The organism is Carboxylicivirga longa (assembly GCF_050589825.1).
GTDB lineage: Bacteria > Bacteroidota > Bacteroidia > Bacteroidales > Marinilabiliaceae > Carboxylicivirga > Carboxylicivirga longa.
The window spans coordinates 216738-228853 of the sequence record NZ_JBNGOZ010000004.1 but is presented as its reverse complement, the minus strand read 5'-3'; the positions used below and the strand labels follow the sequence as shown (position 1 = coordinate 228853).

The 12116-nt window shown below is 41.7% G+C and carries 10 protein-coding genes; 5 read left to right on the top strand and 5 right to left on the bottom strand.

What is annotated here, in order from left to right; translation table 11 throughout:
- Entirely contained in the window at nt 1-444 is a 444-nt protein-coding gene (locus ACRD7A_RS05265; protein WP_430810085.1) for a hypothetical protein, read from the bottom strand.
- Between the two features lie 517 nt (nt 445-961).
- Nucleotides 962-1978 (bottom strand): Kelch repeat-containing protein, encoded by a 1017-nt coding sequence (locus tag ACRD7A_RS05260; protein ID WP_430810084.1) that lies wholly within the window; start codon nt 1976-1978, stop codon nt 962-964.
- Nucleotides 1979-2244: 266 nt separating this feature from the next.
- Between ACRD7A_RS05260 and ACRD7A_RS05255 the strand changes: the two genes are divergently transcribed.
- From ACRD7A_RS05255 to ACRD7A_RS05245, 3 genes are all read left to right on the top strand, one after another.
- Complete coding sequence (locus ACRD7A_RS05255; RefSeq protein WP_430810083.1) at nt 2245-3576, top strand: DUF4270 family protein; 1332 nt, start codon at nt 2245-2247, stop codon at nt 3574-3576.
- A 146-nt stretch (nt 3577-3722) separates the two neighbouring features.
- Complete coding sequence (bamG, locus tag ACRD7A_RS05250) at nt 3723-4955, top strand: BamG family beta-barrel-assembly machinery protein (protein ID WP_430810082.1); 1233 nt, start codon at nt 3723-3725, stop codon at nt 4953-4955.
- A gap of 383 nt (nt 4956-5338) precedes the next feature.
- Entirely contained in the window at nt 5339-5638 is a 300-nt protein-coding gene (locus ACRD7A_RS05245; RefSeq protein ID WP_430817931.1) for a hypothetical protein, read from the top strand.
- A 30-nt stretch (nt 5639-5668) separates the two neighbouring features.
- Here the strand turns inward: ACRD7A_RS05245 and ACRD7A_RS05240 are convergent, their stop codons facing one another.
- Entirely contained in the window at nt 5669-6118 is a 450-nt protein-coding gene (locus ACRD7A_RS05240) for an OsmC family protein (protein ID WP_430810080.1), read from the bottom strand.
- Between the two features lie 122 nt (nt 6119-6240).
- Between ACRD7A_RS05240 and ACRD7A_RS05235 the strand changes: the two genes are divergently transcribed.
- Nucleotides 6241-6906: a Crp/Fnr family transcriptional regulator gene (locus ACRD7A_RS05235; RefSeq protein ID WP_430810079.1), complete on the top strand. Its 666-nt coding sequence runs from the start codon at nt 6241-6243 to the stop codon at nt 6904-6906.
- A 267-nt stretch (nt 6907-7173) separates the two neighbouring features.
- Here ACRD7A_RS05235 and ACRD7A_RS05230 read toward each other — a convergent pair whose 3' ends face one another.
- Complete coding sequence (locus ACRD7A_RS05230) at nt 7174-8580, bottom strand: dicarboxylate/amino acid:cation symporter (RefSeq protein WP_430810078.1); 1407 nt, start codon at nt 8578-8580, stop codon at nt 7174-7176.
- Nucleotides 8581-8701: 121 nt separating this feature from the next.
- Nucleotides 8702-11305 carry a TonB-dependent receptor gene (locus ACRD7A_RS05225; RefSeq protein WP_430810077.1) on the bottom strand — a complete coding sequence of 868 codons (2604 nt, stop codon included), beginning with the start codon at nt 11303-11305 and terminating at the stop codon, nt 8702-8704.
- A gap of 260 nt (nt 11306-11565) precedes the next feature.
- Between ACRD7A_RS05225 and ACRD7A_RS05220 the strand changes: the two genes are divergently transcribed.
- Nucleotides 11566-11910 (top strand): DUF8478 family putative metalloprotein, encoded by a 345-nt coding sequence (locus ACRD7A_RS05220; RefSeq protein ID WP_430810076.1) that lies wholly within the window; start codon nt 11566-11568, stop codon nt 11908-11910.
- Nucleotides 11911-12116 lie beyond the last annotated feature (206 nt).

Here is a 12116-nt window from a genome sequence, read left to right as displayed (position 1 = left end):
TTATGCCAAAGGACCGGCACGTGTAATTAGTGAATGCCTGATACGCTCGCAAGCAGTACTACTTTGTTCAGGATTAAAACCATATTGTTGCCCATCCCTTAAAGCTTCTACGTTAGGTGTCCTGCGCAACAATGCATTGGCAACTATAAAAGTAGGTAGGATTTGATTGGTTGAAAGCACCTGATATACGGCACCTTCGCCTACTTCGCAGTGCAGCTGAGGCAGCTCGCTAACCTCTTTAATAGCATTTTCCCAATCGATTACCTCTTGCCGGTGAGCGGCCGAGAGACTATTGAACTGCTCGAGTATAATTTCACGAACATCATCGCAAGCAAGAAAACGTGATTTTTCGTCAGTTGAATCAGGCATACAGGCAGCTGCCATCAACAAGGTTACCCCGATGAACTTTAAGTATTGTGCCTCTATTTTGTTAATCTGATTCACTTACGTTTTTTATAGGGCATAAAGATGCGAAAAGATTTTCAAATACGTTCACAAGAAGGCTTGTTTTCACAACAGACGCATTTAAAATTCAACCACGCTGTAGCTTCTTATAATATGTCGAATCATATCCTCTGCACTTCGTACAGAGCTAATTAAATTTAACCCTTTCAGGATTATTGAATTATAAATCAAGTATGTGGATTCATTTGAATAATTCTGGAAGTCATCCGGAGCATATTAAAACGATAGTATTTCTGAATCCTTAAATGCGTTTGCCCCAGGCTTGCTTTGCTTGTGCAGCCGCAATAAAAAATCCCAATCTATGCAAAAGGACGCAAAGACCGGGATTTTTTCAATAGCCAATAAGGGAGCATTGGTGATAAAAGCTGCTAAAATTAAGTTGAACAGCAGTGGGTTTAAATCTTATTCCCATTACCCTCAAGCGCTTTTGATAAACTGACCGTAAGTATTTTAACTACTTCTTCGTTCGATACGGTTTCATAATTAAATGTCTGCCTTAATCATTATCGTCCTGTTCTTCGTTGGCTTTGAAAGTCCATACATCATCAAAATAATAACCGCCACTATTACCTGTAGCTATAAAAGGTTCGTTATTAACCACAAAAGAAACTGCTGAGTAGCGCGGCGACCCTTCTAAGTTACTGCGCTGCACCCATAAGTCACTATCCGGGTTATACTCCCAGGTAAGCGCACCAGGAGCACCCGGTCCACCGGTGCTCAGGTAGCCCAGCCCATCAATTGAAAAAGCGACTCCATTGAGTCCCACCATCTGATACTCATCATCATAACTTTCATCCTCGTTATCATTACTAATATTCCGCTTCGCTGTCCAGTCATCGGCAAAAGCATCATACACCCACAAATCATCCAAATACTGCCCATTATCAGTTCCGGTGCACACATAGGCTTTATCATCAATGACAAAAGCCACGGCATCTCGCCGTTTTTTACCACCAATGCTTAATTTCTGCTCCCAACTATCTGTTTTGGGTGAGTAAGCCCAAAAATCTTTGAGCATATTACCATCGTAACCCGTACCCACATAACCAATGTCATTTAACGTAAAAGCCACTGCCCCATACCTTGGCGAAGCCGGAAAATCAGCTTTTTGTGTCCAACTGTCGGTCTCCGGATCATAAGCCCATGTATCGTTCAATCGACTTTTACCATCATACCCCGTACATACATATCCTTTACCACCGGCACAAAAAGCCACCGCACCATTTCGGGCAGCTCCGGGAAACGAAGCTACCTGGGTCCAGAAGTCTCTTTCAGCATCGTAACGCCAGAAATCATTCAAACGCTCATCCTCAACACCATCATACCCTGTACCCACGTATGCATAATTCCCAATCACAAAAGCCACAGCATCAGTGCGTGGTACACCTTCAAACGAGCCCATTTCGACCCAGTTACCCAACAGATCAACTTCATCATCGCTTGAACTGCAAGAAATGACCATTAAACTAATAAAAAAAAACTGAGCTAAACTCAAATGCTTAGTATTATTCATTGCTATTTGTTTTTAAGTTCGCCCAAATCTAAACCCATTATTATAATCGAATAAATCATTTCGATTAACGCCTCCATTTTCTCGTCGTGCGAATCTAAAATTTAAACCAAAGGACTTTTATCCCCAAATCCTCCCCCAATTGTGCAGTTTATTGAGGCGAAGAACTGATTGGCTGAATTACCATCGCCACTTATTGATAAGATTTAAAGATGACTCCTTCATCTGTTTTATTTGCCGACCAATCGCAACATTTAATATTCTAAAACATGCGTAAATCATTATTTAACAAAGGATTTCTGCCCTTTTTCGTACTGCTGATAGGTAATCAGGCCTGTCAAAGGGGAGCGCTTGACCTGGGAGACGATTTTATTAATTTTCCAACTTACACAGCCTTAATCGATACGGTTACTGTGCAGCTATCCACCATCAGGGCTGATTCTATCGCAACATCAGGCACAGAAAAAGCCTTGATTGGCTATTACAAACATCCCCTGTTGGGTGGTCAAGCAGCTCAGTCATACTTTGCAATATCTTACCCAACTGATTTTAGCTGGAATCAAGATCATCAGATTTTTGATAGTTTAGTTGTGATGCTTGAACCCGACAGCTATTGGGTAGGCGATACATGTACAGATGCACAGTTTCAGGTTCATCGCCTGCTGGAAGAAATTGCTGTCAACGAAGATGGAAACCTATATAACTATAGCTCTTTTGAGTATGATACAACCCCACTGGCTCAACAATGTTTTCAACCCTATCCGCAAAAACAAGAACCTTTGGCCATGCGCCTGAATGATGGGTTTGCATATGAGCTGATCGAATTTTTAACAAAGTATGAAAATCACGTGGACCGCACCAGCTTATTTAGCGAAGTATTTAAGGGACTAACTATCAAATGCGACACCAACATAACCCGCTCTGTACTAAGTTTTAATGTAAGCGATTCAAGTTGCTACATGCGACTATATTCACACATTACCGGTTTGGAACAAGAAAATGTCAGCTATGATTTTCTGCTATCTGATCAACAAAGTCAATTTAATCAGCTACGAACCATTAGCCCTTCCGGCACCTTTCAACAAATTAAAAACAGTAAAAGCATATTAAAAGCACAGGAAAGTGAGCACCGTGCTTTATTACAAGCCGGCATTGGATACAAAATACGGATAGATTTCCCATGTTTGAATAACCTGCTGGAGCTAAAAAGTAAAGGGTATATTGTAAATGCCGAACTGCGACTGAAACCCGATATGCAACTCATGCAGGCAGCTGACTTACCTCCTCATGTGTATGCTGGTGAAATTTACCGTGCGAACGAAATATGGGGCTATTTGAGCGATACCAATGGCAATATACTAAGTAGCTCCCTCGTAATGGATCCCATGTATCACGAGGATACTTATTATGCTTTTAATTTAAGTACTTATTTGTCTAACCGTCTGAATGAAGCGGTGGTAGATACAGACCTGGGCCTTGTTATTACGTTACCCGACGACAACATGGGCTGTTCTTTCAACTGGCTGGCCATTAACGGACAATCTTCTCCGCTTCATCAATCCAAGCTACTATTATATTACTATTATTACGACACAGAGTAGAATTCAACAATACACCTGTAGGCAGACATTCTGCGTTGAACTGATGAGCAATCAGCCATAAATGATAAGGTGAACACCTTATTTGATCAAGCACCTTGTCAGCAATCATACAAAATCTGACAATTAATAATTCTAATAAATCATCAATGAACAAGCGATTACTTACATTTCTATTAATACTAATAGCCATCCACTCTTTTGGACAAAACAACACCTCCTCTAGCTATTCACGCTTTGGCATTGGCCTGATTGAATCAAAAGCCGATGCCACACTGGCCGGCATGGGTCACACCGGCGTAGCACTGAGTTCAAGCGGCTACTTAAATAATATTAATGCAGCCTCTTACAGCGCCCTCGACAGCGCCCATTTTTTATTTAATATTCAAGGTAAAACCAGCTTTGCCAAGTATCAAAGCAACACCAGTCAACAAAATAATTTCGATGCCAATATCGAATCGCTAAGTATGGGATTCAGGGCAGGCAGAAACTGGGGTATGGGATTTAGCTTATCGCCTTACTCCAGCGTGGGCTACAAAATAGATGGTGAAAAATACATATTAGGCACCACACAAACCTATCCAACACAATACCTTGGAGAAGGTGGAATATCGCAAATAAGCTGGCACAATGGTTTTGCACTTTTTAAAAACCTATCGCTTGGCATTAGTGCATCCTATTTGTGGGGTTCAAGCGACATTATTGAAGTGTCGTATTACCCCAGCATCATTGGCGAAACAACCTATAACGAGCGAAACTACCACATAGCAACCTTCTTATTGCAATACGGCTTTCAATGGCAACACACTATCGGTCAGAACACGCTGACACTGGGTGCTACTGCAAACATAGCCACAGAGTTAGATACCTATTACAAACAACTTATTTACAACGATTATACGTCAGATCTAAGTTCCAATACAAAACAATTAAACAATGCTCTTATACCATGCGCCTACCAAGCCGGGGTTTCCTATGCAAATTCAAAGGGTTGGACTCTGGCCACAGATTTTAGATACGATCTATGGGATAAATCCGAGTTAAAAGTGTCTAATGGCAAAACTCGCAACACTTTAGCAGGCAGCATAGGCATTCAACATAAACCAACACGCTATTATAGTGCCTATTATAGACGTATTCATTATCGACTTGGTGCATTTTATAACCAAGAATATCTTTCAATTCAAGAAAAAAACATTGATTCTAAAGGCTTAACAGCAGGTATAACCCTACCCATGGCCGACGGGTCGCGCATCAACCTAGCCTATGAATACAAAAAAAGCGGCACCCGGCAAGCTGGATTAGTAAAAGAAACATACCAAACCATTCGCATTGGCTTAAGTTTTAACGAAAGGTGGTTTCAGAAAAGAACATTTAAATAAAAAAACTATAGAAATCTTCATTGGCCAGGGGTTTTCATTTTTGCAACACAGTGCACATTTTCAAAAAAAGACAAAGCCCCTTACTATTTGAAAGCACAAAACAACAATAACTATATAGCTGTTAAACAACGTAATAATAGAGGCAGCAACAATATCATGGGGCTTTTTAGCACCTCTTTAACAATTAATAACAAATAATCTGTCACCTCCTTGAGGAAATCGTGTGTCTTTAGGGTGTGAATATCACAAAGCCTATGTATTTGTGATTCTTTTAACACAGAAATAATACGACACAAACAGCTATAATGACTAAAGTTACAAATTTAAAATCCAGGCAAGCAATAACACCAGCACTTATTGCTTCAAGTCGCATCTTTTTTCTCATGCTACCATTACTATTGAGTAGTCATGGTATGATGGCAAAAACTGAACAAAAGAAAGAAAACGACACCATACAACCTGGCAAACGACAGGCCATCCTTATACTATCGGACGGCACCAAGGTTAACCTAACAGCAAGCGATACACTTAATTATTACCATGCAACAGAAAAGCATGCAAAAATTGACAGTACCATGCACGCTCAAATCCCAAACACCCCACTAACTAATAAAACATTAACTGTAGAAACTTCAGAGGTGCTTGAATCGGGCGGCAACAAAATTACAGAAGTGGGTAGTTAAACCCACTTCTTTGTTATAAGGCCTTAAGGACTACGCAATTTTTACTTCTACCGGAGTTTGGTGAACCAGGTTATCTAATACGGGACTGCGCTCTGTCATTATGGTTTTCCATTGCTCAAGTGTTTGTTGATTGGCATTGGTTTCAGGACTTATCTGAATGGTAATATTCTGATATCCCGCTCTCTCTTCAGTCGGCATTCCAAATAATTTCATGGGATTCAGCTGACCTTCAATTTTAATCTTCAAATTTGTTAACTCCATGTTTAGTTCTTGAGCTACTTTATAGCCCAAAATATGCATACATCCGCTTAAACCGCATAAGATATATTCTACAGGGTTTGGGGCTTCATCTGTGCCTCCTAATTGAGCCGGTTCATCAACCAACACTTTAAAATTGCGAACTTTTATTTCTGATTGTGAGTTTGATTTGGCAGTGGATTCCACATTGAAATTAATGTTTGATACTTGCGTTGCTTCCATTTGAAATATTTTTTAATTGTACATTGCAAAGCTATTGCTTTGTATGATGCTGATGATCGGCGTTGCTATGTAATACAAAATAAGTAAGGGTGTAATTTTACACCTTCTCTAAAAATTCTCTTATGGACATTATACACACAACGGGTAATACTTGCATCAACAAACTTCTTGATGAGGAGAAGGATGAATTGTTTGGAAGTGCAAGAAATTTGTATTTCAAAGCTGGAGAGGGGGTGGTAAAAAAGGGAGCATCAGTCCATGATTTATTTTTACTAAAAGAAGGAACCGTTGAATTGATACTTGACGAGGGACGTGAAAAACAATCGCTTATACTGCTTTTTGCAGGTGAAATTATAGGGGTTAATTGTGTGTATTCTACTAAGTATTATCGATTCTCAGCCCTTGCATTAACCGATTGTGAAGTGCTGGTTCTCAACTATAGGGTATTTTCCAAATTACTTACAAATAATTCAGGCTTTTCAATGTCTTTTATTCAATACATCTCCATGGTCAACGAGAGATTCTTGAACTGGCATATGAATCTAACAGAGAAGAATTCTGCAGGGGCATTGGCTTTTTTACTGTGTGAGTTAGAAAAAAGCTATGGTAGATCTTCATTTGAAATTCCGTTAACCCGAAAAGATATGGCGCGTGTAATTGGCTTCTCCCGGGAGAGTGTACTAAAGAATCTAGCCGATTTCAGGAAAGAAGGTATCGTGGAAAGCGAAGGGCGAACAATTAAAATATTGGATGCTGACCGTCTTCACGATATTTCGACATACGGATAGACTGATCAGTACCGGTACTAATGAAAAAGACTGGTCACTTCATAGGGCACTTCTATCCCTATGGCTTACTCTGTACACCACTATTCTTCAATGATTCCTTATCAGACTCTTTATCAATACAACCACCCATAATGTTTGCATTTAGAATGATCAACACTACACCATTAATCCATATTATTGCGAGCTGATTGTATTTCAAACCCTACAACCTGTCAAAAGGCCGTAAGGTTTGAATACCGAATACTTCAATGCGAACATCCTATGTCACTAAGACTTGGTCCCAGCGTCATTACTTAGTTCATCGATCACGCAACTCACTGTAGCATCACCCGTAACATTCACTACTGTACGCACCATGTCAAGGATGCGATCAACCGGCAGGATGATACCGATCCACGCGGGGTTAAGTCCCACTGAGCTCAGTACAATCATCAACATCACCAAACCGGCACTGGGGATAGCCGCCGAGCCAATACTAGCCAGAGTGGCGGTTAGCACAATGGTAAGTTGCTGTCCGAAGCTCAGGTCGATCATGTGCATCTGTGCCAAAAAAACTACAGCAACAGCCTGATACATACTTGTACCATCCATATTGACAGTAGCACCAATGGGTAATACAAAGCTCGATACTTTGGGATCCACCTCCAGGTTCTCTTCAACACACTCCAAGGTAACAGGTAAGGTAGCAGCACTTGAACTGGTAGAGAAAGCTAACATTTGTGCCGGACTGATGCCCTTTAAAAAGCCTTTATAGGTAAGACGTTTTACAAAAAACTTCATGATGGACGGATAGATCACAAATGCCATTAGTAACAACCCGAATAAAACAGCTAGCGAATACCAGGTAAGACCTTTGAACAATTCAAATATTTTTGCGGGACTATCACCGGCCATTTCCGTTACTATACCGGCCATAAGGGCAAATACGAAAAAGGGGGCTCCCCGCATAATCAAATCCACCATTTTCAGAAACACCTCGCTTAGGCCATTGATTACCTGAATAACGGGGCTCGACTTTTCATCAGACACAAACAACAGTCCAACACCAAAAAACAGGGCGAAGAAAATAACTTTAAGCATACTTCCATTATCCGATATGGCCTTAAAAACATTACCTGGCACCATATCTTCTACAAAAGTAAGGGGTCGACTTTCACGTTTATCTTTCGCCAGCTTAAGGCGCGATTGAATGGCCTCATCCTGATCGTAACCGCGGCGTTCAGCCACCATGTCAATCAATCCTTTATTGGCCGGATCAGCGAGCAGCCTTTTTTTGTCATGAATAGTCTTGCCCTCTTGCTTGGCCCATAGCTCATAGGCAATCCGGTTTTCGGTGCGGACGTTGGTATCCATCCACACGCCCGGCTTTACAACATTAACAATGACCAAACCCAGCGATACGGCCACCACAGTTGTTAAAAGGTACATCAGCAGGGTGCGCACACCCATGCGTCCCAGATTTTTGGGATCGCCTAAACCCACAATACCGCCAATAATTGAGAATAGCACCAGCGGAATAGCAATTAGTTTGAGCAGGTTAATAAAGATACGCCCCCAGGGAGCAATCCAGTTGATAGTAAACTCACTCCAACCAAAAAAACCCGACAGCAAAGCCCAGATTACCCCTAAAAACAAACCAATAATAATTTTCCAATGCAGTGCGATTCTCTTCATCCAATGTTGTGTTTTAATATGTCTGATTGCTAATTTACAAAAAATGCAATGATAAGAACTTACGACCATTCGAAAGGTGTAGAAATGTAAAAAAGAATCGCCTCACACATTTTTTTATACCTTAGAAAAAGTCGTCACCCAGGTGCTTACGTTGTGCTTTCTGCTTTTTATTATTAAAAGAATAGCTTACCCCGACCTCAACAATTTGTCCTTCGTAATCGTACACATAGCCCCGTCGTAGCAGAATTTGCTCACCCTCATAAGCTGCTGTATAACCACCGGCCTGGTTAGTGCCCAATACGTCAAGCACCTTGGCCGAAAAGCCCCATCCTTTTAGCTTTTCGGGTTTATAATTCAGCGCCGCATTCAAAGTCTCGAATTGCAGGCTTTCACCTTGCGGAGTAACAGATTCTGATTTAATGGCATAATCGACCGTTAGCTTTAACGGAGTCGTTATCATCCACGATGCATTGGTCTTTAAATTCCAGTTAGTGCTTCGGCTATCCCGGCTTTCGCCTAGTAATTCATCATCGGCGCTCACTTGAAAATCATAGAGGGAACCTCCAACGAACAATTTTACTTTCTTCAGCAGGTCTACATTCAAACCCAGCTCAGCACCCAAGGCGGTCTGATTGCCAGCGTTAGTATAGCTGCGCAAGAGCACTCCCCCTGGATTACCCATGTCGTAAGCAACCCTATTGACCCGATAGATCGCATTATCTACACCCCGGTAAAATCCGGTAACAGTCAGGTTGTTCTTTCCCAATCTGCGGGTATAGTTCAGTTCGGCATTGAGTGTATATTCGGGCTCCAGCAAAGGATCTCCCATTTCGTAAATCTCCTGATGACGACGGTATAAGAATGGCGCCATATCCTTGGCCGGTGGGCGGTTTATGCGTCGGCTGGCTGCCAGCGACAGGCTGTTTAAGTCATTCAGCTCATACTGAGCGTGCAGGGTTGGAAAAAGGTCAAACTTACGCTGCCTAAAATCGGTCTGCTGAAAATCACGACCGGCACCAATTTCGCTAAAGTAACCGTAAACATATTCAAAATACTCAGTACTGTTCACATTCATCAGCTGATTCATATATTCGGCACGCAAACCCACAATATAATTGAGCTTACCACTTGTTCCACGAAAATCGGCATAGGCCGAATAAACATCACGCTTCAGATCAATGCCATTGTCGTAACTTTCGATGCTTGGATCGCCCCAATAGGCGTTACCCACGATGGTATCGTAGGCAAATTCGCCATCCAAGCGTATCCACTGCGGCTGCACTCCGGCACTCAGCGTATTTCCATTATCCAGCTTGTATTGGTAATCCAACACAAAACGGTAGGCCTGCAAAGGTGTTTCGTCACTCTGAAAAGAATGAAAATCCGGTTCATCGCTGTAATAATATCGTTCTCCATCGTACTGAAATTCTTTATTATCGATGGTTTGCTCCAGGTTGGAGGTTTCATAGATAAAGGAGGTACTCCATTGCGATTGCTCATTGATCGTTTGACGATAATCTACACTAAAGTTACTAAACCAAGCATCGCGATGAATATCATTGGGATTATATATTTCCTGTAAGGTACCATCAATGGGAGCCCCGGAAGGCGTATCCGCAAAATAAGCATCGTAAACATAGTTGGCCGTACGGCCACTGGTGCGTTTCGAGTATTGGTAACTTGCGCCTAGGTCTGCTTTTTCGCTAAGCTGATACTTAAGCCCAAAGCTGGCCATCATGTTGGTGTACCATTTTGGGCGCGAACCCTCACCATCAAGCACATAGTAGCTACCCGGATAGCCACTAACCGACTCTTCGGGGTGCTGATAGATGTAAGGATCAATAATACCAATCCCTTTGTTGTTGCGCGACTGCATATTAAGGGCTGCACTAAGCGATAATTTATCTTTATTATACATCAGGTTCACGCCGCCATTGTAGCGATTATTATTCAATTTCTGATGACTGTACACATCTTCCTTATTCGTCCATGGTGTGCCGCCTGCCATGCCGTTGGCTACCACCGAAAGGCCGTCGGTAGCCCCTTTTTGTGTTGTGATATTAATGATACCACCCTTACCCTGCGCGTCATAACGGGCGCCCGGCACTGTAATAATTTCCACATTCTTAATATGGCCTGCCGGCAATTGATTGAGCACATCGCTCGCACTTGTCTGCGTTGGTTTACCATTGATGTAAACTAAAAAATCGCTTGTGCCCCGCACCGATACGCTACCTTCTCCATCGACAGAAACAGCCGGCAGTTTGTCCAAAACATCCACGGCTGTTCCGCCTTGTGCGGTTGCAAAATCCTCAGCCCGGTAGGTTTTACGGTCAATCTTTGTTTTTACAGTGTGCGCCATGGCCATTACCTCAACGCCTTCGATATTTAGCGAAGCTGCCCTGAGCGAAATGCTTTTAAGATCAACAACTTTATTGGTGTTTGATAGGGTAATGTCCTTAATTTCCTGGGACTCGTAACCCAGAAAAGAAATGGATAGAGAATAGTTACCTACGGATATATTATCTAGTTTAAAAGCACCGCTACCATCGCTTACCGTACCGCTTACTATTTCTCCGTCTTCCATTAATGCAATACTGGCAAAGGGAATCTCGTCTTTGTTTTCTGCATCAACTACGCGTCCTTTTACCAGTCCTGTTTGTGCAAATGCTGACAACGCGAAAAAAAGAGCGCTCCCAACTGTCATAATCATTTTGTACTTCATCGTATAGATCTAATAATATTTTTTCATTAATCAACAATTGCGCACCATTATATTGCTATTTGGTACGCATTTACTCTAATGCAGCATTAAAAAAATGAAACCTGTCAAAACTGCTTCCGCTAGTCTATAGATTCCAGATTCATTTTTGTTTAAGCCTGTCCAATTATTTTAAGTTACCCAACGGTAAACCTCCGCAAATATGACAAAAATCCCCATAAGTAGGTATTTGCGGGATTAAAGAATTTTTTCATTTTTGCATTGTGATAATTAAGCATACAAAATACTCCAAGGGCTTATATAGCCTTGCACTGATGCTGGTGATGCAGTTTGCCATTCAAATAGCAAGCTATGCATTATTTTATCACACCCACAGTTTTGAAGGAAAGGTATACAGTCACGCCCACCCCGGGAGCGATGGTCATTCACACACAACAGCTGATTACGCCTTTTACCAACAACTACAGAATTTAACATCGGAAGAAATACCCGGATTAATTCCTGATGTTCCCCTGAATTACCTTAAAAAGGTCGCCTTAGAAGCACCCGTGAATACGGTAAGCCGCCACATCGAAAATAAGGCTGGCCGAGCACCTCCCGTTGCATAAATTACCATTTTCTGTATTTGATAGTATTCGAAACCGTGCGTGGGTGTTATCGACCCTACACATGGTGCCCGCAACTACCTATTATACAATACTTTCAATCACATTCGTCATCGACGAAAATATTAAATACTAATCTGTAAGATATTACAGGTATTGAAGCTATGCGCAATTTTGTGCCTGGCGAGCATTCATTATGCAATAAAATA

Excerpts from the sequence above, each read along its gene's own strand:
- ACRD7A_RS05260 (WP_430810084.1), bottom strand. The coding sequence starts at position 1,978 with ATGAATAATACTAAGCATTTGAGTTTAGCTCAGTTTTTTTTTATTAGT.
- ACRD7A_RS05255 (WP_430810083.1), top strand. The coding sequence starts at position 2,245 with ATGCGTAAATCATTATTTAACAAAGGATTTCTGCCCTTTTTCGTACTG.
- bamG (WP_430810082.1), top strand. The coding sequence starts at position 3,723 with ATGAACAAGCGATTACTTACATTTCTATTAATACTAATAGCCATCCAC.
- ACRD7A_RS05245 (WP_430817931.1), top strand. The coding sequence starts at position 5,339 with ATGCTACCATTACTATTGAGTAGTCATGGTATGATGGCAAAAACTGAA.
- ACRD7A_RS05240 (WP_430810080.1), bottom strand. The coding sequence starts at position 6,118 with ATGGAAGCAACGCAAGTATCAAACATTAATTTCAATGTGGAATCCACT.
- ACRD7A_RS05235 (WP_430810079.1), top strand. The coding sequence starts at position 6,241 with ATGGACATTATACACACAACGGGTAATACTTGCATCAACAAACTTCTT.
- ACRD7A_RS05230 (WP_430810078.1), bottom strand. The coding sequence starts at position 8,580 with ATGAAGAGAATCGCACTGCATTGGAAAATTATTATTGGTTTGTTTTTA.
- ACRD7A_RS05225 (WP_430810077.1), bottom strand. The coding sequence starts at position 11,305 with ATGAAGTACAAAATGATTATGACAGTTGGGAGCGCTCTTTTTTTCGCG.